At 52.5% G+C, this 23689-nt stretch carries 18 protein-coding genes, 6 tRNA genes, 3 rRNA genes and 1 riboswitch; of the genes, 23 read left to right on the top strand and 4 right to left on the bottom strand.

Annotation, left to right across the window (positions count from 1 at the left end; genetic code table 11):
- Nucleotide 1: 1 nt before the first annotated feature.
- The 3 genes from argB to oxyR all read left to right on the top strand — a co-directional run bounded on the left by argB (nt 2) and on the right by oxyR (nt 3473).
- The gene (gene argB / locus J1G48_RS21225; protein WP_001575262.1) at nt 2-778 is read left to right on the top strand and encodes an acetylglutamate kinase; all 777 of its coding nucleotides are present in this window, start codon (nt 2-4) and stop codon (nt 776-778) included.
- A 117-nt stretch (nt 779-895) separates the two neighbouring features.
- The gene (argH, locus tag J1G48_RS21220) at nt 896-2272 is read left to right on the top strand and encodes an argininosuccinate lyase (RefSeq protein ID WP_001230062.1); all 1377 of its coding nucleotides are present in this window, start codon (nt 896-898) and stop codon (nt 2270-2272) included.
- Nucleotides 2273-2555: 283 nt separating this feature from the next.
- Nucleotides 2556-3473, top strand: a complete 918-nt coding sequence (gene oxyR / locus J1G48_RS21215) for a DNA-binding transcriptional regulator OxyR (RefSeq protein ID WP_001025919.1) — start codon at nt 2556-2558, stop codon at nt 3471-3473.
- Here the strand turns inward: oxyR and sthA are convergent.
- On the bottom strand, nt 3456-4856 hold the full coding sequence (sthA, locus tag J1G48_RS21210; protein ID WP_001120789.1) for a Si-specific NAD(P)(+) transhydrogenase: 1401 nt from the start codon (nt 4854-4856) through the stop codon (nt 3456-3458). The two genes, oxyR and sthA, sit on opposite strands and share 18 nt — an antisense overlap.
- A gap of 198 nt (nt 4857-5054) precedes the next feature.
- On the opposite strand from sthA, the gene fabR reads away from it, so the two are divergent.
- Together fabR and J1G48_RS21200 are read left to right on the top strand one after the other, a co-directional pair.
- Entirely contained in the window at nt 5055-5690 is a 636-nt protein-coding gene (gene fabR / locus J1G48_RS21205; RefSeq protein WP_000971958.1) for an HTH-type transcriptional repressor FabR, read from the top strand.
- A 15-nt stretch (nt 5691-5705) separates the two neighbouring features.
- Entirely contained in the window at nt 5706-6065 is a 360-nt protein-coding gene (locus tag J1G48_RS21200) for a YijD family membrane protein (protein WP_000813838.1), read from the top strand.
- Between the two features lie 46 nt (nt 6066-6111).
- On the opposite strand, the gene trmA is transcribed toward J1G48_RS21200, so the two are convergent.
- Nucleotides 6112-7212, bottom strand: coding sequence for a tRNA (uridine(54)-C5)-methyltransferase TrmA (gene trmA, locus J1G48_RS21195; protein WP_000186981.1), 1101 nt, complete (start codon nt 7210-7212; stop codon nt 6112-6114).
- 114 nt (nt 7213-7326) lie between these two features.
- Nucleotides 7327-7520, top strand: a riboswitch (cobalamin riboswitch).
- Nucleotides 7521-7585: 65 nt separating this feature from the next.
- Between trmA and btuB the strand changes: the two genes are divergently transcribed.
- The 9 genes from btuB (at nt 7586) to birA (ending at nt 18051) form a co-directional block, all read left to right on the top strand.
- Entirely contained in the window at nt 7586-9430 is a 1845-nt protein-coding gene (btuB, locus tag J1G48_RS21190) for a TonB-dependent vitamin B12 receptor BtuB (protein WP_000591405.1), read from the top strand.
- On the top strand, nt 9375-10226 hold the full coding sequence (murI, locus tag J1G48_RS21185) for a glutamate racemase (RefSeq protein WP_000201805.1): 852 nt from the start codon (nt 9375-9377) through the stop codon (nt 10224-10226). The genes btuB and murI overlap by 56 nt, the downstream gene beginning before the upstream one ends.
- Before the next feature lie 379 nt (nt 10227-10605).
- A 16S ribosomal RNA gene (locus J1G48_RS21180) occupies nt 10606-12147 on the top strand.
- A 69-nt stretch (nt 12148-12216) separates the two neighbouring features.
- Nucleotides 12217-12293, top strand: a tRNA-Ile gene (locus J1G48_RS21175).
- Between the two features lie 111 nt (nt 12294-12404).
- Nucleotides 12405-12480, top strand: a tRNA-Ala gene (locus tag J1G48_RS21170).
- Between the two features lie 182 nt (nt 12481-12662).
- A 23S ribosomal RNA gene (locus J1G48_RS21165) occupies nt 12663-15569 on the top strand.
- A gap of 197 nt (nt 15570-15766) precedes the next feature.
- Nucleotides 15767-15882 (top strand): 5S ribosomal RNA (rrf, locus tag J1G48_RS21160).
- The 16S, 23S and 5S rRNA genes sit together here with 2 tRNA genes alongside, the layout of an rRNA operon.
- A 181-nt stretch (nt 15883-16063) precedes the next feature.
- Complete coding sequence (gene murB, locus J1G48_RS21155) at nt 16064-17092, top strand: UDP-N-acetylmuramate dehydrogenase (RefSeq protein ID WP_000149799.1); 1029 nt, start codon at nt 16064-16066, stop codon at nt 17090-17092.
- Nucleotides 17089-18051, top strand: coding sequence for a bifunctional biotin--[acetyl-CoA-carboxylase] ligase/biotin operon repressor BirA (gene birA / locus J1G48_RS21150; RefSeq protein ID WP_000655746.1), 963 nt, complete (start codon nt 17089-17091; stop codon nt 18049-18051). Before murB ends, birA begins: the two co-directional genes overlap by 4 nt.
- 34 nt (nt 18052-18085) lie before the next feature.
- Here birA and coaA read toward each other — a convergent pair whose 3' ends face one another.
- On the bottom strand, nt 18086-19036 hold the full coding sequence (coaA, locus tag J1G48_RS21145) for a type I pantothenate kinase (protein ID WP_000023069.1): 951 nt from the start codon (nt 19034-19036) through the stop codon (nt 18086-18088).
- Between the two features lie 208 nt (nt 19037-19244).
- On the bottom strand, nt 19245-19418 hold the full coding sequence (locus tag J1G48_RS21140; protein WP_001541267.1) for a hypothetical protein: 174 nt from the start codon (nt 19416-19418) through the stop codon (nt 19245-19247).
- A gap of 19 nt (nt 19419-19437) precedes the next feature.
- On the opposite strand from J1G48_RS21140, the gene J1G48_RS21135 reads away from it, so the two are divergent.
- From J1G48_RS21135 to rplA, 9 genes are all read left to right on the top strand, one after another.
- Nucleotides 19438-19513: transfer RNA gene (locus J1G48_RS21135), tRNA-Thr, on the top strand.
- 8 nt (nt 19514-19521) lie between these two features.
- Nucleotides 19522-19606: transfer RNA gene (locus J1G48_RS21130), tRNA-Tyr, on the top strand.
- A 116-nt stretch (nt 19607-19722) separates the two neighbouring features.
- Nucleotides 19723-19797: transfer RNA gene (locus J1G48_RS21125), tRNA-Gly, on the top strand.
- A gap of 6 nt (nt 19798-19803) precedes the next feature.
- Nucleotides 19804-19879 (top strand) — tRNA-Thr (locus tag J1G48_RS21120).
- 115 nt (nt 19880-19994) lie between these two features.
- Nucleotides 19995-21179, top strand: a complete 1185-nt coding sequence (tuf, locus tag J1G48_RS21115; protein WP_000031748.1) for an elongation factor Tu — start codon at nt 19995-19997, stop codon at nt 21177-21179.
- 229 nt (nt 21180-21408) lie between these two features.
- Entirely contained in the window at nt 21409-21792 is a 384-nt protein-coding gene (gene secE, locus J1G48_RS21110; protein WP_001275691.1) for a preprotein translocase subunit SecE, read from the top strand.
- Between the two features lies 1 nt (nt 21793).
- Complete coding sequence (nusG, locus tag J1G48_RS21105) at nt 21794-22339, top strand: transcription termination/antitermination protein NusG (protein ID WP_001287521.1); 546 nt, start codon at nt 21794-21796, stop codon at nt 22337-22339.
- A 157-nt stretch (nt 22340-22496) separates the two neighbouring features.
- Nucleotides 22497-22925: a 50S ribosomal protein L11 gene (gene rplK, locus J1G48_RS21100; RefSeq protein ID WP_001085926.1), complete on the top strand. Its 429-nt coding sequence runs from the start codon at nt 22497-22499 to the stop codon at nt 22923-22925.
- 3 nt (nt 22926-22928) lie between these two features.
- Nucleotides 22929-23633 (top strand): 50S ribosomal protein L1, encoded by a 705-nt coding sequence (rplA, locus tag J1G48_RS21095; RefSeq protein ID WP_001096676.1) that lies wholly within the window; start codon nt 22929-22931, stop codon nt 23631-23633.
- Nucleotides 23634-23689 lie beyond the last annotated feature (56 nt).

The following is a 23689-nucleotide window of genomic DNA, read 5'->3' as shown; positions in this document are numbered from 1 at the left end:
AATGATGAATCCATTAATTATCAAGCTGGGTGGCGTATTACTGGATAGCGAAGAGGCTCTGGAACGTCTTTTTACCGCGCTGGTCAACTATCGTGAGTCCCATCAGCGTCCGCTGGTGATTGTTCACGGCGGCGGTTGCGTGGTGGATGAGCTGATGAAAGGGCTTAATTTGCCAGTGAAAAAGAAAGACGGCCTGCGCGTGACGCCTGCCGATCAGATTGGCATCATTACCGGCGCGCTGGCGGGAACCGCTAACAAAACTCTGCTGGCCTGGGCGAAGAAACACCATATCGCCTCTGTTGGTCTGTTTCTGGGCGATGGCGACAGCGTAAACGTGACCCAACTCGATGAAGCGTTAGGCCACGTCGGGCTGGCGCAACCGGGGTCGCCGAAGCTGATTAACATGCTGCTGGAAAACGGCTTTCTGCCGGTGGTCAGCTCCATTGGCGTAACAGACGACGGCCAACTGATGAACGTCAACGCCGATCAGGCGGCAACCGCGCTGGCGGCGACGCTGGGGGCCGATCTGATCCTGCTTTCTGACGTGAGCGGTATTCTGGACGGCAAAGGCCAGCGTATCGCCGAAATGACGGCGTCCAAAGCCGAGCAGCTTATCGACCAGGGCATTATTACCGACGGGATGATTGTGAAAGTGAATGCGGCTCTCGATGCTGCGCGGGCGCTGGGTCGCCCGGTGGATATCGCTTCCTGGCGTCATGCGGAGCAACTGCCGGCGCTGTTTAACGGTACGCCGATTGGCACGCGTATTCTGGCTTAACTATTTGTTCGCCCGATGGCGGCTGCGCCTTATCGGGCCTGCGTGAACAGAAATTATAGGCCGGATAAGCGTAGCGCCATCCGGCAGTGAAATTCGAAGAATTTAAGGAAGTCTATTATGGCACTTTGGGGTGGGCGTTTTACACAGGCGGCAGACCAGCGGTTTAAACAATTCAATGATTCGTTGCGCTTCGATTACCGTCTGGCGGAGCAGGATATTGTCGGTTCTGTGGCCTGGTCCAAAGCATTGGTCACGGTAGGCGTACTGACTGCCGATGAGCAACGACAGTTGGAAGAAGCGCTGAACGTGCTGCTGGAAGAGGTTCGCGTGAATCCGCAGCAAATCCTGCAAAGCGATGCGGAAGATATCCATAGCTGGGTGGAAGGTAAGCTCATCGACAAAGTGGGTCAGTTGGGTAAAAAGCTGCACACCGGGCGCAGCCGTAACGATCAGGTGGCGACGGACCTGAAACTGTGGTGCAAAGAGACGGTGAGGGAACTGCTTACCGCTAACCGCCAGCTACAGAGCGCGCTGGTGGAAACCGCGCAGGCGAACCAGGACGCGGTAATGCCGGGATATACCCATCTGCAACGCGCGCAGCCAGTGACTTTCGCCCACTGGTGTCTCGCGTATGTCGAAATGCTGGCGCGCGATGAAAGCCGCCTGCAGGACACGCTTAAACGTCTGGACGTGAGTCCGCTAGGTTGCGGCGCGTTGGCGGGAACGGCCTATGAAATTGACCGTGAACAATTGGCAGGCTGGCTGGGCTTTGCGTCTGCGACCCGCAACAGCCTGGACAGCGTGTCCGATCGTGACCACGTACTGGAACTGCTTTCTGATGCGGCTATCGGCATGGTGCATCTGTCACGCTTCGCGGAAGATCTGATTTTCTTTAATTCTGGTGAAGCGGGTTTTGTAGAGCTTTCTGACCGCGTGACTTCCGGTTCATCGTTAATGCCGCAGAAGAAAAACCCGGACGCGCTGGAGCTGATTCGCGGTAAGTGCGGTCGCGTACAAGGGGCGCTAACCGGCATGATGATGACTTTAAAAGGTCTGCCGCTGGCGTATAACAAAGATATGCAGGAAGACAAAGAAGGGCTGTTCGATGCGCTCGATACCTGGCTTGACTGCCTGCATATGGCGGCGTTGGTGCTGGACGGTATTCAGGTGAAACGCCCACGTTGTCAGGACGCGGCGCAACAGGGGTATGCCAACGCCACGGAGCTGGCGGATTACCTGGTCGCGAAAGGCGTGCCGTTCCGCGAAGCGCACCATATTGTCGGCGAAGCGGTGGTAGAAGCCATTCGCCAGGGTAAGCCGCTGGAAGCGTTGCCGCTGGCCGATTTACAGAAATTCAGCCACGTGATTGGCGACGATGTGTATCCGATGTTGTCTTTGCAGTCGTGTCTGGATAAACGGGCGGCAAAAGGCGGCGTTTCTCCGCAGCAGGTGGCGCAGGCCATCGACGATGCCAGGGCGCGCCTCGCGTTGTAGGCCTTATAAGCGTAACGCTATCAGGTAATACTGCCCGGCCGAGCATCAGCGACGCCGGGCTTTTTTACGCAAAAAAAAGCGGACCAGAGGTCCGCAAAAGTTCACGTTGGCTTTAGTTATTTCGGGTTCGAGAGATACCCTCTGAACGGGCGGTGTCTTCAAGGGTTAAACGAGAAACCGCTCCGTTCTGTGATGTATTATTAATCAGAAAGGTTGATAGGGATAATCGTTCGTTGCTATGCTACCTATCGCCATGAACTATCGTGGCGACGGAGGATGAATAATGAATATTCGTGATCTTGAATATCTGGTGGCGTTAGCCGAACATCGCCATTTCCGGCGAGCGGCGGACTCCTGTCACGTCAGCCAGCCAACCCTTAGTGGGCAAATACGTAAGCTGGAAGATGAGCTGGGCGTTATGCTGCTGGAGCGTACGAGCCGTAAAGTGCTGTTTACCCAGGCGGGCTTACTGCTGGTGGATCAGGCGCGTACCGTACTGCGTGAGGTCAAGGTGCTCAAGGAGATGGCAAGCCAACAAGGCGAGACGATGTCCGGCCCGCTGCATATTGGTTTAATCCCAACAATTGGTCCCTATTTGCTGCCGCTTATCATTCCAATGTTGCACCAGACTTTCCCGAAGCTGGAAATGTATCTGCATGAGGCGCAAACGCATCAGCTGTTAGCGCAACTCGATAGCGGCAAGCTTGACTGCGCTATTCTGGCGCTGGTGAAAGAGAGCGAGGCGTTTATTGAAGTGCCGCTGTTTGATGAGCCCATGATGCTGGCTATTTATGAGGATCATCCGTGGGCGAATCGCGATCGCGTGCCGATGTCCGATCTGGCGGGCGAGAAATTGCTGATGCTGGAAGATGGCCACTGTCTGCGCGATCAGGCGATGGGGTTCTGTTTTGAAGCGGGAGCGGATGAAGATACCCATTTCCGGGCGACCAGTCTGGAAACGCTGCGCAACATGGTGGCGGCGGGCAGTGGTATTACACTACTCCCCGCGCTGGCCGTACCGCAGGAGCGTAAGCGCGACGGCGTGGTTTATCTGCCATGCATTAAGCCGGAGCCGCGTCGTACCGTGGGGCTGGTTTATCGCCCGGGATCGCCGCTGCGTAGCCGTTATGAGCAACTGGCAGAGGCCATCCGTGGCGCAATGGATGGCCATTTCGACAAGGCGTTAAAACAGGCGGTTTAAGCCGTTCAACGCCGCAACCCGATAAGCTTCCGCCATGGTTGGGTAGTTAAAGGTGGTGTTAACGAAGTATTCGATGGTGTTACCGCCACCTTTCTGCTCCATGATCGCCTGGCCGATATGAATAATTTCGGCGGCGCGTTCGCCAAAGCAGTGAATCCCCAGAATTTCTTTGGTTTCGCGGTGGAAGAGAATTTTTAGCGTGCCGACGTTCATGCCGACGATTTGCGCTCGCGCCAGATGCTTAAATTGCGCGCGGCCCACTTCGTAAGGCACTTTCATTGCCGTTAACTGCTGCTCGGTTTTGCCGACAGAACTGATTTCCGGAATGGTATAAATCCCGGTGGGGATATCTTCGATGAGATGCGCGGTCGCTTCGCCTTTCACCAGCGCCTGCGCTGCAATACGCCCCTGATCGTAGGCGGCGGAGGCCAGACTGGGATAGCCAATCACGTCGCCCACCGCATAGACGTGCGGCAGGGCGGTCTGGTACATACTGTTGACTTTGAGCTGTCCACGGCTGTCTGTTTCCAAACCAATATTCTCCAGCGCCAGCGAATCGGTGTTACCGGTACGGCCATTAGCATAGAGCAGGCAGTCAGCCTTCAGTTTTTTGCCGGATTTCAGGTGCATGATGACGCCATCATCGCAGCCTTCGATTTTCTCATACTCTTCATTGTGGCGAATAACCACGCCGCTATTCCAGAAATGGTAAGAGAGAGAGTCGGACATCTCCTGATCGAGAAAGGCCAGCAGGCGATCGCGGGTGTTGATCAGATCCACTTTCACATCCATACCGCGGAAGATGGACGCATATTCGCAGCCGATAACGCCGGCGCCGTAAATAATAACGTGGCGCGGTTCATGGTGGAGACTCAGGATTGAGTCGCTGTCATAAATGCGCGGATGCGAGAAATCCACATCATTGGGATGGTAAGGACGCGAACCACAGGCAATAACAAATTTTTCTGCCGTCAGGGTTTCAACCGTGCCGTCATGGCATTCCAGCGCCAGGGTATGTTCGTCAATAAAATGGGCGTTGCCCTGCAATATTTCACAGTGGTTACGCTCATAAAACCCCTGACGCATACGCGTTTGTTGATTAATCACGTTATCGGCATGATTAAGGATGTCGGCGAAAGAAGAACGAAGGAGACGGGAGTGGTCGCTATAGAGCGGGTTTTGATTAAATTCAATAATGCGGCTGACGGCGTGGCGAAGGGCTTTGGATGGGATGGTGCCCCAGTGGGTACATCCGCCGCCAACGTTATGATAACGCTCAATCACCGCGACGCGTGCTCCTTGCTTAACCAGACCCATTGCAGCGCCTTCACCGCCGGGGCCTGACCCTATGACGACTGCATCATAATCCCAGGAATGTGGCATGGTATTACTCACCTGTTTTTATACATAAAATAAACACGATGATAACATTTGCCCAGCTTTAACCCAATTATCGTTGTGCTTTTTTGCGAAGCCGGAGCACAAACTGTCTGTAAACAATCATTCACAATCCAGTGTGAACCCGTTACTTTTATTCTCTGGTATAGTGCCGAATAAGGCATATGGAAGGATTCAGACATTGTGATGGGTGTTAGAGCGCAACAAAAAGAAAAAACCCGGCGTTCGCTGGTGGAAGCCGCATTCAGCCAACTGAGCGCTGAGCGGAGTTTTGCCAGCCTGAGTTTGCGTGAGGTGGCGCGTGAAGCGGGCATTGCGCCAACGTCGTTTTACCGTCATTTTCGCGATGTCGATGAACTCGGTCTGACGATGGTGGATGAAAGCGGTCTGATGCTGCGTCAGTTGATGCGTCAGGCGCGACAGCGCATCGCGAAAGGCGGCAGCGTCATTCGCACGTCGGTCTCCACATTTATGGAGTTTATCGGCAACAACCCCAACGCCTTCCGTCTGTTGTTGCGCGAGCGTTCCGGCACTTCAGCGGCGTTTCGTGCCGCCGTCGCGCGGGAGATTCAGCATTTTATTGCGGAACTTGCCGACTATCTGGAACTCGAAAACCATATGCCGCGCGCGTTTACTGAAGCCCAGGCCGAAGCGATGGTGACTATTGTCTTTAGCGCGGGCGCAGAGGCGTTGGACATCGGTGCTGAACAGCGTCGGCAATTAGAAGAGCGGCTGGTATTGCAACTGCGCATGATTGCGAAAGGGGCGTATTACTGGTATCGCCGTGAGCAAGAGAAAATAGCACATCATTCCGAATAACGTGAAGGACGAGTAATGAAACAGTCAGGTCAAGATAAAGGTACGCTGTTGCTGGCGCTCATCGCTGGCTTATCGATTAACGGCACATTCGCGGCGCTGTTTAGCGCTATTGTGCCGTTCTCCGTATTCCCGGTTATCTCGCTGGTGCTGACGGTATATTGCCTGCATCAGCGCTACCAAAATCGTACTATGCCGGTAGGTTTGCCGGGGTTGGCCGCCGCTTGTTTCATTCTTGGCGTTTTACTGTATAGCACCGTCGTGCGTGCAGAATATCCGGATATTGGCTCTAATTTCTTCCCGGCGGTGCTGTCGGTGATTCTGGTATTCTGGATTGGCTTTAAACTGCGTAACCGCAAGCAGGACACCGCGGAATAGTGTGCGAATGCCGGATGGCGGTATAACCGGCCATCCGACGTACATTTTACCTTGCGGTGAGTAATACCCCGCATTCCATATGATGCGTATACGGGAACTGATCGAATAGCGCCAGGCGAGACACCGTGTGCGTCTGGCTTAACGTTTCCAGGTTTTTGCACAACGTTTCCGGATTGCAGGAAATGTACAGAATACGTGGATAAGCCTGCACCATTTTTTCCGTTTCGCTGTCCAGACCGCTGCGCGGCGGATCGACAAAAATGGTTTCGCACTGATAGCGCTTCAGGTCGATCCCCTGCAGGCGGTTAAACTCACGAACGCCATTCATCGCCTGGGTAAACTCTTCCGCCGCCATGCGAATAATTTGCACATTATCAATATGATTAGCGGCAATATTGTACTGTGCGGCAGCGACGGACGGTTTGGCGATTTCGGTTGCCAGCACGCGGTTAAAATTGCGCGCCAGCGCTAAAGAAAAATTGCCGTTGCCGCAATACAACTCAAGCAGATCGCCTTTTGAGTCTTTCGTCACCTCCAGCGCCCACTCTAACATCTGAATATTCATGGCGGCGTTTGGCTGCGTAAAGCTGTTTTCGACCTGGCGGTAGATCATCTCTTTACCTGCCACAGGCAGACGCTCATCAATATAATCCTGATCCAATTCGATTTTAGTTTTAGTGGCCCGGCCAATCAGGTGTACGTTCAGACCTTGCGCGCGTAAAGCATCGCGTAACGCAGTGGCGGCTTCACGCCACTCTTCGTCCAGCTTCTTATGGTACAGCAACGACACTACCGCCTGGTTGCTCAAGGTCGTGAGATAATCGATCTGGAACAGCTTATGCCGCAGTGCATGATTATCGCGCACGCCGGCAATCATCGCCTTCATTAAGGTATTAATCAGTTGGCTGGCCGCCGGGAAGGTGTCAACGCGAATCCGGCTTTTGGTCTGCTGATCAAACATAATGTGGTACAGGTCATCGCCGTCATGCCACAGGCGAAATTCCGCACGCATACGATAGTGACTGACCGGCGAGCGAAATACTTCCGGAACCAGGCCAGAAAACGGCGCCATCATACTCTGCAAGCGCGCCACTTTTTCGGCCAGCTGCGCCTCATACTGTTCTGTCGGAAGATGTTCGGGGGTCATATCGCATCCTGAATAATAAAAGTACGCGGGGATTGTAGGGATTGCTCAGTGGATGTCCAGCTATTGATGATTTCTGATTTGTGATGCGCGGTCTGGACAGGGTGTTGTGACAGACGGTAGCATCCGTGGGCCGGTCCTGTGAGTTAATAGGGAATCCAGTGAAAATCTGGAGCTGACGCGCAGCGGTAAGGAAAGGTGAGATGAGAGCGTAAGCAGACACTGCCTCCGGCGGGAAGTCATCATTTCTGCTATCCAGTCAACGGATAACCCTCCAAGCCCGAAGACCTGCCGGCTAACGTCGCATCTGGTTTTTCATCATCGCGTACTATCGATGAAGCCTGCGGCATCCTTCTTATATTGTGGATGCTTTACAATGATTAAAAAAGCTACGCTGCTGACGGCGTTCTCCGTCACGGCCTTTTCCGCTTGGGCGCAGGACACTAGCCCGGATACCCTGGTTGTCACCGCCAACCGTTTTCAGCAGCCGCGCAGCGCGGTTCTGGCGCCCGTTACCATCGTGACGCGTCAGGATATTGAACGCTGGCAATCGACCTCCGTAAATGATGTTCTGCGCCGTTTGCCTGGCGTCGATATTGCGCAGAGCGGCGGCGCCGGACAAAACTCCTCCATTTTCATTCGCGGCACCAACTCCAGCCATGTACTGGTATTGATTGACGGCGTGCGTCTGAATTTAGCAGGCGTGAGCGGGTCCGCCGATCTCAGCCAGTTCCCGGTGTCGCTGGTACAGCGCATTGAATATATTCGCGGTCCGCGCTCCGCTATTTATGGTTCCGATGCTATCGGCGGCGTAGTGAATATCATTACGACGCGCGATAACCCAGGCACAGAATTAACCGCTGGATGGGGAAGCAATAGCTACCAGAATTACGACATCTCGACGCAACAGCAACTTGGCGAAAACACGCGGGCGACGTTGATCGGCGATTACGAATACACCAAAGGGTTTGACGTGGTAGCGAAAGGCGGTACCGGGATGCAGGCGCAGCCTGACCGGGACGGCTTTTTGAGTAAAACGCTTTATGGCGCGTTAGAGCATACCTTTTCTGATCGCTGGAGCGGATTCGTGCGTGGTTATGGCTACGATAACCGTACCGATTACGACGCCTATTACTCGCCGGGCTCGCCGCTGATTGATACACGCAAACTTTATAGCCAAAGCTGGGACGCCGGGCTGCGCTTTAATGGCGAACGTATTCAGTCTCAGCTGGTTTCAAGCTATAGCCACAGTAAAGATTACAACTATGATCCGCACTATGGCCGGTATGATACCTCCGCCACGCTGGATGAGATGAAACAGTACAATGTTCAATGGACCAACAGTGTGGTCGTGGGGCACGGTAATGTTGGGGCGGGCGTAGACTGGCAGAAACAGACTACCACGCCAGGTACCGGCTATGTGCCCGAGGGATATGACCAGCGTAATACCGGGGTTTACCTGACAGGATTACAACAGTTGGGTGACTTCACTCTGGAAGCGGCGGCGCGCAGTGATGACAACTCCCAGTTTGGTCGTCATGGTACATGGCAAACCAGCGCGGGATGGGAGTTTATAGAAGGTTATCGCTTTATTGCCTCCTACGGAACCTCCTACAAAGCGCCTAATTTGGGCCAGCTGTATGGGTATTACGGTAATCCGAACCTGAATCCTGAAAAGAGTAAACAGTGGGAAGGCGCATTTGAAGGGCTAACCGCTGGCGTCAGCTGGCGTATTTCAGGTTATCGTAACGATATTAATGACATGATCGATTATGACGATCATCTGCAAAAATATTACAACGAAGGTAAGGCGCGCATTAAAGGTATTGAGGCGACGGCGAATTTCGATACCGGACCGTTAACGCATACGGTCAGTTACGATTACGTTGATGCGCGTAATGCGGTTACCGATACGCCATTACCGCGGCGTTCCAAACAGATGGCAAAATATCAACTTGACTGGGACGTTTACGATTTTGACTGGGGGGTGACATATCAATACCTTGGTTCCCGCTATGATTCGGATTACTCCGCTTACCCATACCGGACAGTAAAAATGGGCGGCGTCAGTTTATGGGATCTTACGGTTGCATATCCGGTCACCTCACATCTGACAGTTCGTGGTAAAATAGCCAACCTGTTCGACAAAGATTACGAGACAGTTTATGGCTACCAAACTGCAGGACGAGAATACACCTTGTCTGGCAGCTACACCTTCTGAACCACGTCCCACCGTGCTGGTATTTGATTCCGGCGTCGGTGGATTGTCGGTCTATGATGAGATTCGGCGGCTCCTGCCGGATCTCCACTATATATATGCTTTCGATAACGTGGCTTTCCCCTACGGGGAAAAGAGCGAAACGTTTATCGTTGAGCGCGTTGTCGAGATTGTGACCGCGGTACAGCAGCGCTATCCCCTTTCACTGGCGGTGATTGCCTGTAATACCGCCAGTACGGTCTCACTTCCCGCATTACGTGAAAAGTTTGCCTTCCCGGTGGTGGGCGTTGTGCCTGCGATTAAACCAGCGGCGCGGCTGACCGCAAATGGCGTCGTCGGGCTACTGGCGACGAGAGCCACGGTCAAACGTCCTTATACTCACGAGCTGATTGCGCGCTTCGCCAATGAATGTCAGATAGCGATGTTGGGGTCGGCAGAACTGGTGGAACTGGCGGAAGCTAAACTACATGGCGACTCGGTATCGCTGGAAGAGCTGCGCCGCATATTACGCCCATGGCTACGAATGCCGGAGCCGCCTGACACGGTCGTTCTGGGGTGTACGCATTTCCCTCTATTACGGGACGAGCTTTTGCAAGTCCTGCCTGAAGGGACGAGGTTAGTGGATTCCGGCGCGGCGATAGCGCGTCGTACAGCCTGGCTGTTGGAACATGAAGCGCCGGATGCGAAATCAACCGATGCCAATATTGCTTATTGCATGGCAATGACGCCAGGAGCTGAACAATTATTACCCGTTTTACAGCGTTATGGCTTTGAAACGCTCGAAAAACTGCCGGTTTAATGGCGTTTTGGGTAAATACCAGGCACTTGAGAAATTATTTTAAATTTCCTCTTGTCAGGCAGAAATAACTCCCTATAATGCGCCACCACTGGCACGGAACAACGGCACACAGGCCGCCGGGTCAGCGGGGTTCAGACCAGAACCTCACGGAGAAAAGCGAAAATAAACGCTTGACTCTGAAGCGGGAAAGCGTAATATGCACACCCCGCGCCGCTGAGAAAAAGCGAAGCGGCACTGCTCTTTAACAATTTATCAGACAATCTGTGTGGGCACTCGAAGATACGGATTCTTAACGTCCTCGGACGAAAAATGAATACCAAGTCTCAAGAGTGAACACGTAATTCATTACGAAGTTTAATTCTTTGAGCATCAAACTTTTAAATTGAAGAGTTTGATCATGGCTCAGATTGAACGCTGGCGGCAGGCCTAACACATGCAAGTCGAACGGTAACAGGAAGCAGCTTGCTGCTTCGCTGACGAGTGGCGGACGGGTGAGTAATGTCTGGGAAACTGCCTGATGGAGGGGGATAACTACTGGAAACGGTGGCTAATACCGCATAACGTCGCAAGACCAAAGAGGGGGACCTTCGGGCCTCTTGCCATCAGATGTGCCCAGATGGGATTAGCTTGTTGGTGAGGTAACGGCTCACCAAGGCGACGATCCCTAGCTGGTCTGAGAGGATGACCAGCCACACTGGAACTGAGACACGGTCCAGACTCCTACGGGAGGCAGCAGTGGGGAATATTGCACAATGGGCGCAAGCCTGATGCAGCCATGCCGCGTGTATGAAGAAGGCCTTCGGGTTGTAAAGTACTTTCAGCGGGGAGGAAGGTGTTGTGGTTAATAACCGCAGCAATTGACGTTACCCGCAGAAGAAGCACCGGCTAACTCCGTGCCAGCAGCCGCGGTAATACGGAGGGTGCAAGCGTTAATCGGAATTACTGGGCGTAAAGCGCACGCAGGCGGTCTGTCAAGTCGGATGTGAAATCCCCGGGCTCAACCTGGGAACTGCATTCGAAACTGGCAGGCTTGAGTCTTGTAGAGGGGGGTAGAATTCCAGGTGTAGCGGTGAAATGCGTAGAGATCTGGAGGAATACCGGTGGCGAAGGCGGCCCCCTGGACAAAGACTGACGCTCAGGTGCGAAAGCGTGGGGAGCAAACAGGATTAGATACCCTGGTAGTCCACGCCGTAAACGATGTCTACTTGGAGGTTGTGCCCTTGAGGCGTGGCTTCCGGAGCTAACGCGTTAAGTAGACCGCCTGGGGAGTACGGCCGCAAGGTTAAAACTCAAATGAATTGACGGGGGCCCGCACAAGCGGTGGAGCATGTGGTTTAATTCGATGCAACGCGAAGAACCTTACCTGGTCTTGACATCCACAGAAGAATCCAGAGATGGATTTGTGCCTTCGGGAACTGTGAGACAGGTGCTGCATGGCTGTCGTCAGCTCGTGTTGTGAAATGTTGGGTTAAGTCCCGCAACGAGCGCAACCCTTATCCTTTGTTGCCAGCGGTTAGGCCGGGAACTCAAAGGAGACTGCCAGTGATAAACTGGAGGAAGGTGGGGATGACGTCAAGTCATCATGGCCCTTACGACCAGGGCTACACACGTGCTACAATGGCGCATACAAAGAGAAGCGACCTCGCGAGAGCAAGCGGACCTCATAAAGTGCGTCGTAGTCCGGATTGGAGTCTGCAACTCGACTCCATGAAGTCGGAATCGCTAGTAATCGTGGATCAGAATGCCACGGTGAATACGTTCCCGGGCCTTGTACACACCGCCCGTCACACCATGGGAGTGGGTTGCAAAAGAAGTAGGTAGCTTAACCTTCGGGAGGGCGCTTACCACTTTGTGATTCATGACTGGGGTGAAGTCGTAACAAGGTAACCGTAGGGGAACCTGCGGTTGGATCACCTCCTTACCTTAAAGAACTGTTCTTTGAAGTGCTCACACAGATTGTCTGATGAAAAACGAGCAGTAAAACCTCTACAGGCTTGTAGCTCAGGTGGTTAGAGCGCACCCCTGATAAGGGTGAGGTCGGTGGTTCAAGTCCACTCAGGCCTACCAAATTTTCCCTGAATACTGCGTTGTGAAATAACTCACATACTGATGTATGCTTCGTTATCCCACGCCTTGTCTCAGGAAAAATTATCGGTAAAGAGGTTCTGACTACACGATGGGGCTATAGCTCAGCTGGGAGAGCGCCTGCTTTGCACGCAGGAGGTCTGCGGTTCGATCCCGCATAGCTCCACCATCTCGTGAGTGTTTACGAAAAAATACTTCAGAGTGTACCTGAAAGGGTTCACTGCGAAGTTTTGCTCTTTAAAAATCTGGATCAAGCTGAAAATTGAAACACAGAACAACGAAAATTGTTCGTGAGTCTCTCAAATTTTCGCAACACGATGATGAATCGTAAGAAACATCTTCGGGTTGTGAGGTTAAGCGACTAAGCGTACACGGTGGATGCCCTGGCAGTCAGAGGCGATGAAGGGCGTGCTAATCTGCGATAAGCGCCGGTAAGGTGATATGAACCGTTATAACCGGCGATACCCGAATGGGGAAACCCAGTGTGACTCGTCACACTATCATTAACTGAATCCATAGGTTAATGAGGCGAACCGGGGGAACTGAAACATCTAAGTACCCCGAGGAAAAGAAATCAACCGAGATTCCCCCAGTAGCGGCGAGCGAACGGGGAGGAGCCCAGAGCCTGAATCAGCATGTGTGTTAGTGGAAGCGTCTGGAAAGGCGCGCGATACAGGGTGACAGCCCCGTACACAAAAGCGCATGTGCTGTGAGCTCGATGAGTAGGGCGGGACACGTGGTATCCTGTCTGAATATGGGGGGACCATCCTCCAAGGCTAAATACTCCTGACTGACCGATAGTGAACCAGTACCGTGAGGGAAAGGCGAAAAGAACCCCGGCGAGGGGAGTGAAAAAGAACCTGAAACCGTGTACGTACAAGCAGTGGGAGCACAGGTTTACCTGTGTGACTGCGTACCTTTTGTATAATGGGTCAGCGACTTATATTCTGTAGCAAGGTTAACCGAATAGGGGAGCCGGAGGGAAACCGAGTCTTAATTGGGCGTTAAGTTGCAGGGTATAGACCCGAAACCCGGTGATCTAGCCATGGGCAGGTTGAAGGTTGGGTAACACTAACTGGAGGACCGAACCGACTAATGTTGAAAAATTAGCGGATGACCTGTGGCTGGGGGTGAAAGGCCAATCAAACCGGGAGATAGCTGGTTCTCCCCGAAAGCTATTTAGGTAGCGCCTCGTGAATTCATCTCCGGGGGTAGAGCACTGTTTCGGCTAGGGGGCCATCCCGGCTTACCAACCCGATGCAAACTGCGAATACCGGAGAATGTTATCACGGGAGACACACGGCGGGTGCTAACGTCCGTCGTGAAGAGGGAAACAACCCAGACCGCCAGCTAAGGTCCCAAAGTCATGGTTAAGTGGGAAACGATGTGGGAAGGCCCAGACAGCCAGGATGTTGGCTTAGAAGCAGCCATCATTTAAAGAAAGCGTAATAGCTCACTGGTCGAGTCGGCCTGCGCGGAAGATGTAACGGGGCTAAACCATGCACCGAAGCTGCGGCAGCGACACTGTGTGTTGTTGGGTAGGGGAGCGTTCTGTAAGCCTGTGAAGGTGTGTCGTGAGGCATGCTGGAGGTATCAGAAGTGCGAATGCTGACATAAGTAACGATAAAGCGGGTGAAAAGCCCGCTCGCCGGAAGACCAAGGGTTCCTGTCCAACGTTAATCGGGGCAGGGTGAGTCGACCCCTAAGGCGAGGCCGAAAGGCGTAGTCGATGGGAAACGGGTTAATATTCCCGTACTTGGTGTTACTGCGAAGGGGGGACGGAGAAGGCTATGTTGGCCGGGCGACGGTTGTCCCGGTTTAAGCGTGTAGGTGTGTGTTCCAGGTAAATCCGGTTCACTTTAACACTGAGGCGTGACGACGAGGCACTACGGTGCTGAAGCAACAAATGCCCTGCTTCCAGGAAAAGCCTCTAAGCATCAGGTAACATCAAATCGTACCCCAAACCGACACAGGTGGTCAGGTAGAGAATACCAAGGCGCTTGAGAGAACTCGGGTGAAGGAACTAGGCAAAATGGTGCCGTAACTTCGGGAGAAGGCACGCTGACACGTAGGTGAAGTGATTTACTCATGGAGCTGAAGTCAGTCGAAGATACCAGCTGGCTGCAACTGTTTATTAAAAACACAGCACTGTGCAAACACGAAAGTGGACGTATACGGTGTGACGCCTGCCCGGTGCCGGAAGGTTAATTGATGGGGTCAGCGCAAGCGAAGCTCCTGATCGAAGCCCCGGTAAACGGCGGCCGTAACTATAACGGTCCTAAGGTAGCGAAATTCCTTGTCGGGTAAGTTCCGACCTGCACGAATGGCGTAATGATGGCCAGGCTGTCTCCACCCGAGACTCAGTGAAATTGAACTCGCTGTGAAGATGCAGTGTACCCGCGGCAAGACGGAAAGACCCCGTGAACCTTTACTATAGCTTGACACTGAACATTGAGCCTTGATGTGTAGGATAGGTGGGAGGCTTTGAAGTGTGGACGCCAGTCTGCATGGAGCCGACCTTGAAATACCACCCTTTAATGTTTGATGTTCTAACGTGGACCCGTTACCCGGGTTGCGGACAGTGTCTGGTGGGTAGTTTGACTGGGGCGGTCTCCTCCTAAAGAGTAACGGAGGAGCACGAAGGTTGGCTAATCCTGGTCGGACATCAGGAGGTTAGTGCAATGGCATAAGCCAGCTTGACTGCGAGCGTGACGGCGCGAGCAGGTGCGAAAGCAGGTCATAGTGATCCGGTGGTTCTGAATGGAAGGGCCATCGCTCAACGGATAAAAGGTACTCCGGGGATAACAGGCTGATACCGCCCAAGAGTTCATATCGACGGCGGTGTTTGGCACCTCGATGTCGGCTCATCACATCCTGGGGCTGAAGTAGGTCCCAAGGGTATGGCTGTTCGCCATTTAAAGTGGTACGCGAGCTGGGTTTAGAACGTCGTGAGACAGTTCGGTCCCTATCTGCCGTGGGCGCTGGAGAACTGAGGGGGGCTGCTCCTAGTACGAGAGGACCGGAGTGGACGCATCACTGGTGTTCGGGTTGTCATGCCAATGGCACTGCCCGGTAGCTAAATGCGGAAGAGATAAGTGCTGAAAGCATCTAAGCACGAAACTTGCCCCGAGATGAGTTCTCCCTGAGACTTAGAGTCTCCTGAAGGAACGTTGAAGACGACGACGTTGATAGGCCGGGTGTGTAAGCGCAGCGATGCGTTGAGCTAACCGGTACTAATGAACCGTGAGGCTTAACCTTACAACGCCGAAGATGTTTTGGCGGATGAGAAGACGATTTTCAGCAGTGATTCAGAGTTGAGTACGCAATAATTTGCGCAGCAGCAAGGCGGCAAGCGAAGGAAAGGAAGGAGCATACAGAAGTATGTGACTGAGTTTACGAGCGCAGGCAACGCCGCTGATGCGATAAAGAATTGCGTACAGAGCACAAAGAATTTGCCTGGCGGCAGTAGCGCGGTGGTCCCACCTGACCCCATGCCGAACTCAGAAGTGAAACGCCGTAGCGCCGATGGTAGTGTGGGGTCTCCCCATGCGAGAGTAGGGAACTGCCAGGCATCAAATAAAACGAAGGGCCCTGTCGGAAGACAGGGCCTTTTGTTTTATCTGTAGTCTGCCGGATGGCGGCTCCGCCTTATTCGGCCTACAGGGACGCGCCGATCTACCCTCAATATAACCACAAGCCTTCCCAACACAGATACGGTAAACTATTGCCGATTGAGTATCAGGAAAGCAGCCATGACCCACTCCCTAAAACCCTGGAATACCTTCGGCATTGATCATTGTGCAAAGCACATCGTATGCGCTGAAAACGAACAACAACTACTGAGCGCCTGGCAGCAAGCAACTCGTGAGGGACTGCCGGTTATGATCCTGGGTGAAGGAAGCAATGTCCTGTTTCTGGAAAATTACGCCGGCACCGTGATCCTTAACCGCCTGAAAGGCATTGAGGTGAATGAAACCGCGGACGCCTGGCACCTACACGTCGGCGCAGGCGAAAACTGGCATCAGCTGGTTCGCTACGCGCTGGACAACAACATGCCCGGCCTGGAGAATCTGGCGCTCATCCCTGGCTGCGTTGGTTCCTCGCCTATACAGAATATTGGCGCGTATGGCGTAGAACTACAGCGCGTCTGCGACTACGTTGACTGCGTTGAACTGGAAACGGGAAAACGTCTGCGTTTGTCCGCGGCGGAATGCCGTTTCGGCTATCGTGACAGTATCTTCAAAAATGAATATCAGGATCGCGTTGCGATCGTCGCGGTGGGTCTGCGTTTGTCAAAGCAATGGCAGCCGGTGTTGACCTATGGCGATCTTACTCGTCTGGACCCGAAAACGGTCACCGCGCAACAGGTGTTTGATGCTGTATGCCATATGCGCACCACAAAATTGCCGGATCCTAAAGTGAATGGCAATGCGGGCAGCTTTTTTAAAAATCCCGTTGTCGCAGCCGATATCGCTATGGAACTGTTAGAACGATTTCCCAACGCGCCGCATTACCCTCAGGCAGACGGCTCAGTAAAGCTGGCGGCAGGCTGGCTGATAGATCAATGTCAGTTGAAAGGCGTCACCATTGGCGGCGCTGCGGTGCATCGCCAACAGGCGCTGGTATTGATTAATGCGAATGATGCGACAAGTAAAGATGTGGTGGCGCTGGCGCATCATGTCCGGCAAAAAGTGGGTGAAAAATTTAATGTCTGGCTGGAGCCTGAGGTTCGCTTTATTGGTCGGTCCGGAGAGGTGAACGCTGTGGAGAGCATTGCATGAAAGATACTACCGTTCCCCTGACGCTGATCTCACTACTTGCCGACGGAGAGTTTCACTCAGGCGAGCAGTTGGGTGAACGGCTGGGAATGAGCCGCGCGGCGATTAATAAACATATCCAGACATTACGCGACTGGGGAGTAGATGTATTTACCGTTCCCGGGAAAGGATATAGCTTACCGGAACCCATCCAGTTACTGGATGCTGACCGTATTCATAGCCAACTGGATAGCGGAAACGTGGCGGTATTGCCCGTTATCGATTCAACCAATCAGTATTTACTTGATCGAATTGGCGAGCTGCGCTCAGGCGATGCCTGTGTAGCAGAATACCAACAGGCGGGGCGTGGTCGTCGCGGGCGTAAATGGTTCTCACCGTTTGGCGCGAATCTATATCTTTCAATGTACTGGCGTCTGGAGCAGGGCCCTGCGGCGGCAATAGGCCTGAGTCTGGTCATTGGAATTGTGATGGCGGAAGTGCTGCGTGAACTGGGCGCAGATAAAGTTCGTGTGAAGTGGCCTAACGACCTTTACCTACTGGACCGCAAACTGGCGGGTATTCTGGTCGAGTTAACCGGTAAAACGGGCGATGCCGCACAAATAGTGATTGGCGCTGGTATTAACATGGCAATGCGTCGCGTAGAAGAGGACGTGATAAATCAGGGATGGATCACACTACAAGAGGCCGGAATTACGCTCGACCGCAATATGCTGGCCGCAAAGCTGATTTATAAGCTACGTGCTGCGCTTGAGCTTTTTGAGCAAGAAGGTCTTTCTCCTTATCTTTCGCGCTGGAAAAAACTGGATAATTTTATTGATCGCCCGGTAAAACTAATTATTGGTGACAAAGAAATATTTGGTATTTCTCGCGGCATTGATACTCAAGGCGCATTATTGCTTGAACAGGATGGCGTGATTAAACCCTGGATGGGCGGAGAAATATCGCTGCGAAGCGCCGAATAGTAAAAAAGGGGAGTCGGTGCTCCCCTTTTTTCTGTTATTTCCGCAATCTTACCTGTTCCACCGCATGGTTAGCGCTCTTAGTCATAATAAGGCTGGCACGTTCTCGCGTGGGTAAAATATTTTGTTTTAAATTCAACCAGTTAATTTCTTTCCAAAGCGAAGTCGCTGTATTAACAGCTTCTTCTTTAGATAATTTCGCATAATTGTGGAAATAAGAGTCAGGATCGGTAAACGCCCCTTCGCGGAATTTCAGGAAGCGATTGATATACCACGTCTGAAGAAGTTCTTCTGGCGCATCAACGTAAATAGAGAAATCAACGAAATCAGAGACAAATACATGATGCGGATCGTGAGGATAATCCATACCGCTTTGTAAAACATTCAAACCTTCAAGAATCAATATATCAGGTTGAGCGACGGTTTTATCCCCTTCAGGAATAACATCGTAAATCAAATGAGAATAGACTGGCGCCGTCACGTTCGGTACGCCCGACTTGAGGTCAGAAACGAATTTCACCAGTCGGTGCATATCATACGATTCGGGGAACCCCTTTTTCTTCATTAACCCGCGTTCTTTCAACACCTGGTTTGGGTGGAGGAAGCCGTCAGTGGTAATCAATTCAACACGGCGGTGTTCCGGCCAGCGACTCAGCAACGCTTGCAGAACGCGTGCTGTCGTGCTTTTACCCACTGCGACGCTGCCCGCGATACTGATGATGTAAGGGATTCGCTGGCCGTTAGTGCCCAAAAACTGTTCCAGGACAGCCTGACGACGCAGATTTGAACTGATATAGAAATTTAGCAAACGGGAGAGAGGTAAATATATTTCTGCAACTTCTTCCAGCGATAAATCTTCATTAATGCCTTTTAACTGCGCGATCTCATCCTCGGTCAGGGTCATCGGCACAGAATCGCGAAGCGCAGCCCACTGGCTGCGATCAAACTGTAGGTAAGGCGTCATTAACGATTGCTCTTTTATACTCATAAGCATGTTTCTGGCTGCTATTGCTACATCAGTTCAGCGATGAACGAGGGCCATCCCTGACATGCAACGGCACGTCACATTTAAGTTAATTTGGACAATGGGCAGGAGGGTAACACCAGATGGGGAGGAATAATAAGAAAAAATCTCGCTGTGAAAGCTATCCCTGAGAAGCAATGTGACGAATATACCAGATACAGAAGATTGCTTTCTATCGACGGAGCGTTGAAATGCCGCGTCGTATTCTGGTCAGACGGTCAGTAAAATGCCGAAAATTTATGCTCTCTTGTTTGAAATTAGAGCATTTTTGTCTCTTATAGCGCAAAATGTGAGCGATAGAACATTTTATGCAATTTTTTAGTTGCATGAGCACGCAGGTCTCCATAGAATGCGCGCTACTTGATGCCGACTTAGCTCAGTAGGTAGAGCAACTGACTTGTAATCAGTAGGTCACCAGTTCGATTCCGGTAGTCGGCACCATCAAGTCCGGTGGGGTTCCCGAGCGGCCAAAGGGAGCAGACTGTAAATCTGCCGTCACAGACTTCGAAGGTTCGAATCCTTCCCCCACCACCATTTTCGGCCGCGCGATGGCGCAGCCCGAGACGATAAGTTCGCTTACCGGCTCGAATAAAGAGAGTTTCTCTCGATATTCAGTGCAGAATGAAAATCAGGTAGCCGAGTTCCAGGATGCGGGCATCGTATAATGGCTATTACCTCAGCCTTCCAAGCTGATGATGCGGGTTCGATTCCCGCTGCCCGCTCCAAGATGTGCTGATATAGCTCAGTTGGTAGAGCGCACCCTTGGTAAGGGTGAGGTCGGCAGTTCGAATCTGCCTATCAGCACCACTTCTTTTCTCCTTCCTGTTTTTCTCTTCTGTTTATTAGCATTCAACAAGTCGGGCGTGTTGCCTGGTTGATGTGGTGATATCACCGATTTATCCGTGTCTTAGAGGGACAATCGATGTCTAAAGAAAAGTTTGAACGTACAAAACCGCACGTTAACGTCGGTACTATCGGCCACGTTGACCATGGTAAAACAACGCTGACCGCTGCCATTACTACCGTACTGGCTAAAACCTACGGCGGTGCCGCCCGCGCATTCGACCAGATCGATAACGCGCCGGAAGAAAAAGCGCGTGGTATCACCATCAACACTTCTCACGTTGAATACGATACCCCGACCCGCCACTACGCACACGTAGACTGCCCGGGGCACGCCGACTATGTTAAAAACATGATCACCGGTGCTGCTCAGATGGACGGCGCGATTCTGGTTGTTGCTGCGACTGACGGCCCGATGCCGCAGACCCGTGAGCACATCCTGCTGGGTCGTCAGGTAGGCGTTCCGTACATCATCGTGTTCCTGAACAAATGCGACATGGTTGATGACGAAGAGCTGCTGGAACTGGTTGAAATGGAAGTTCGTGAACTTCTGTCTCAGTACGACTTCCCGGGCGACGACACTCCGATCGTTCGTGGTTCTGCTCTGAAAGCGCTGGAAGGCGACGCAGAGTGGGAAGCGAAAATCATCGAACTGGCTGGCTTCCTGGATTCTTACATCCCGGAACCAGAGCGTGCGATTGACAAGCCGTTCCTGCTGCCGATCGAAGACGTATTCTCCATCTCCGGTCGTGGTACCGTTGTTACCGGTCGTGTAGAACGCGGTATCATCAAAGTGGGCGAAGAAGTTGAAATCGTTGGTATCAAAGAGACTCAGAAGTCTACCTGTACTGGCGTTGAAATGTTCCGCAAACTGCTGGACGAAGGCCGTGCCGGTGAGAACGTAGGTGTTCTGCTGCGTGGTATCAAACGTGAAGAAATCGAACGTGGTCAGGTACTGGCTAAGCCGGGCACCATCAAGCCGCACACCAAGTTCGAATCTGAAGTGTACATTCTGTCCAAAGATGAAGGCGGCCGTCACACTCCGTTCTTCAAAGGCTACCGTCCGCAGTTCTACTTCCGTACTACTGACGTGACTGGCACCATCGAACTGCCGGAAGGCGTAGAGATGGTAATGCCGGGCGACAACATCAAAATGGTTGTTACCCTGATCCACCCGATCGCAATGGACGACGGTCTGCGTTTCGCAATCCGTGAAGGCGGCCGTACCGTTGGCGCGGGCGTTGTTGCTAAAGTTCTCGGCTAATCGCTGATAACATTTGACGCAATGCGCAATAAAAGGGCATCATTTGATGCCCTTTTTGCACGCTTTCACACCAGAACCTGGCTCATCAGTGATTTTATTTGTCATAATCATTGCTGAGACAGGCTCTGTAGAGGGCGTATAATCCGAAAGGCGAATAAGCGTTTCGATTTGGATTGCCTCGCGATTGCGGGGTGAAAATGTTTGTAGAATACTTCTGACAGGTTGGTTTATGAGTGCGAATACCGAAGCTCAAGGGAGCGGGCGCGGCCTGGAAGCGATGAAGTGGATAGTTGTTGCCATATTGCTGATCGTCGCAATCGTCGGCAACTACCTCTATCGCGACATGATGCTGCCGCTGCGTGCGCTGGCCGTAGTAATTCTGATTGCTGCAGCGGGTGGTGTCGCGCTGTTGACGACAAAAGGTAAAGCAACCGTTGCTTTTGCCCGTGAAGCGAGAACCGAAGTCCGTAAGGTCATTTGGCCGACTCGCCAGGAAACGCTGCACACCACGCTGATCGTCGCTGCGGTTACCGCAGTTATGTCACTGATCCTGTGGGGACTGGATGGTATTCTGGTTCGCCTGGTATCCTTTATCACTGGCCTGAGGTTCTGAGATGTCTGAAGCACCTAAAAAGCGCTGGTACGTCGTTCAGGCGTTTTCCGGTTTTGAAGGCCGCGTAGCCACATCGCTGCGCGAGCATATCAAATTACACAATATGGAAGAGCTGTTTGGCGAAGTCATGGTGCCGACTGAAGAAGTCGTTGAGATCCGTGGCGGCCAGCGTCGCAAAAGCGAACGCAAATTCTTCCCGGGTTACGTTCTGGTCCAGATGGTCATGAACGACGCAAGCTGGCACCTGGTGCGCAGCGTGCCGCGTGTGATGGGCTTTATCGGCGGTACCTCTGACCGTCCGGCGCCGATCAGCGACAAAGAAGTCGATGCGATCATGAACCGCCTGCAGCAGGTTGGCGATAAGCCGCGGCCGAAAACTCTGTTTGAACCGGGTGAAATGGTTCGTGTTAACGACGGTCCGTTCGCAGACTTTAACGGCGTTGTCGAAGAAGTCGATTATGAGAAGTCTCGCCTGAAAGTGTCTGTTTCTATCTTCGGTCGTGCGACCCCGGTAGAGCTGGACTTCAGCCAGGTTGAGAAAGCGTAAGGCTGCGATCAAAAAAGCAGCGATCTAATCGTTGCATAGGGCGCGAAATTGACATACAATTTCGCGCCTTTTGTTTTTATGGGCCTTATGCCCATAAAGCGATATTTATCACGGGGAGCTTCTTTGAAGCGATACTACCCAATTCGAGGAATTTAGAATGGCTAAGAAAGTACAAGCCTACGTCAAGCTGCAGGTTGCAGCTGGTATGGCGAACCCGAGTCCGCCGGTTGGTCCAGCACTGGGTCAGCAGGGTGTGAACATCATGGAATTCTGCAAAGCGTTCAACGCAAAAACGGATTCCATCGAAAAAGGTCTGCCGATTCCGGTTGTTATTACCGTTTACGCTGACCGTTCTTTCACCTTCGTTACCAAAACGCCTCCGGCAGCTGTTCTGCTGAAAAAAGCGGCTGGTATCAAGTCTGGTTCCGGCAAGCCGAACAAAGACAAAGTAGGTAAAATTTCCCGCGCTCAGCTGCAGGAAATCGCGCAGACCAAAGCTGCCGACATGACCGGTGCCGACATTGAAGCGATGACTCGCTCCATCGAAGGTACTGCACGTTCCATGGGCCTGGTAGTGGAGGACTAAGAAATGGCTAAACTGACCAAGCGTATGCGCGTGATCCGTGAAAAAGTTGATGCGACCAAACAGTACGACATCAACGAAGCTATTGCCCTGCTGAAAGAGCTGGCCACTGCTAAATTCAACGAAAGCGTTGACGTTGCCGTTAACCTCGGCATCGATGCTCGTAAATCTGACCAGAACGTTCGTGGCGCGACTGTACTGCCGCACGGTACTGGCCGTTCTGTTCGCGTTGCCGTATTTACCCAGGGCCCGAACGCTGAAGCAGCTAAAGCTGCTGGCGCTGAGCTGGTAGGTATGGAAGATCTGGCTGACCAGATCAAGAAAGGCGAAATGAACTTCGACGTTGTTATCGCATCCCCGGATGCAATGCGCGTTGTTGGCCAGCTGGGTCAAGTTCTGGGTCCGCGCGGCCTGATGCCAAACCCGAAAGTCGGTACCGTAACTCCGAACGTTGCTGAAGCGGTTAAGAACGCTAAAGCAGGTCAGGTTCGTTACCGTAACGATAAAAACGGCATCATCCACACCACCATCGGTAAAGTGGACTTTGACGCTGACAAACTGAAAGAAAACCTGGAAGCTCTGCTGGTTGCGCTGAAAAAAGCAAAACCGAGCCAGGCGAAAGGCGTGTACATCAAGAAAGTTAGCATCTCCACCACCATGGGTGCTGGCGTTGCCGTTGATCAGGCTGGTCTGAGCGCATCTGCGAACTAAGATTAGTCTTTACGTGGGCGGTGATTTTGTCTACAATCTTACCCCCACGTATTCTG

The organism is Salmonella sp. SAL-020 (genome assembly GCF_017372215.1).
Classification (GTDB): domain Bacteria; phylum Pseudomonadota; class Gammaproteobacteria; order Enterobacterales; family Enterobacteriaceae; genus Salmonella; species Salmonella enterica.
The sequence above is the reverse complement of the archived record's forward strand: the minus strand, read 5'-3'. Positions and strand labels throughout refer to the sequence as shown.

Excerpts from the sequence above, each read along its gene's own strand:
- oxyR (WP_001025919.1), top strand. The coding sequence starts at position 2,556 with ATGAATATTCGTGATCTTGAATATCTGGTGGCGTTAGCCGAACATCGC.
- coaA (WP_000023069.1), bottom strand. The coding sequence starts at position 19,036 with ATGAGTATAAAAGAGCAATCGTTAATGACGCCTTACCTACAGTTTGAT.
- rplA (WP_001096676.1), top strand. The coding sequence starts at position 22,929 with ATGGCTAAACTGACCAAGCGTATGCGCGTGATCCGTGAAAAAGTTGAT.
- sthA (WP_001120789.1), bottom strand. The coding sequence starts at position 4,856 with ATGCCACATTCCTGGGATTATGATGCAGTCGTCATAGGGTCAGGCCCC.
- trmA (WP_000186981.1), bottom strand. The coding sequence starts at position 7,212 with ATGACCCCCGAACATCTTCCGACAGAACAGTATGAGGCGCAGCTGGCC.
- J1G48_RS21140 (WP_001541267.1), bottom strand. The coding sequence starts at position 19,418 with ATGGAGACCTGCGTGCTCATGCAACTAAAAAATTGCATAAAATGTTCT.
- secE (WP_001275691.1), top strand. The coding sequence starts at position 21,409 with ATGAGTGCGAATACCGAAGCTCAAGGGAGCGGGCGCGGCCTGGAAGCG.
- argH (WP_001230062.1), top strand. The coding sequence starts at position 896 with ATGGCACTTTGGGGTGGGCGTTTTACACAGGCGGCAGACCAGCGGTTT.
- J1G48_RS21200 (WP_000813838.1), top strand. The coding sequence starts at position 5,706 with ATGAAACAGTCAGGTCAAGATAAAGGTACGCTGTTGCTGGCGCTCATC.
- btuB (WP_000591405.1), top strand. The coding sequence starts at position 7,586 with ATGATTAAAAAAGCTACGCTGCTGACGGCGTTCTCCGTCACGGCCTTT.
- tuf (WP_000031748.1), top strand. The coding sequence starts at position 19,995 with ATGTCTAAAGAAAAGTTTGAACGTACAAAACCGCACGTTAACGTCGGT.
- nusG (WP_001287521.1), top strand. The coding sequence starts at position 21,794 with ATGTCTGAAGCACCTAAAAAGCGCTGGTACGTCGTTCAGGCGTTTTCC.
- murI (WP_000201805.1), top strand. The coding sequence starts at position 9,375 with ATGGCTACCAAACTGCAGGACGAGAATACACCTTGTCTGGCAGCTACA.
- murB (WP_000149799.1), top strand. The coding sequence starts at position 16,064 with ATGACCCACTCCCTAAAACCCTGGAATACCTTCGGCATTGATCATTGT.
- rplK (WP_001085926.1), top strand. The coding sequence starts at position 22,497 with ATGGCTAAGAAAGTACAAGCCTACGTCAAGCTGCAGGTTGCAGCTGGT.
- birA (WP_000655746.1), top strand. The coding sequence starts at position 17,089 with ATGAAAGATACTACCGTTCCCCTGACGCTGATCTCACTACTTGCCGAC.
- argB (WP_001575262.1), top strand. The coding sequence starts at position 2 with ATGATGAATCCATTAATTATCAAGCTGGGTGGCGTATTACTGGATAGC.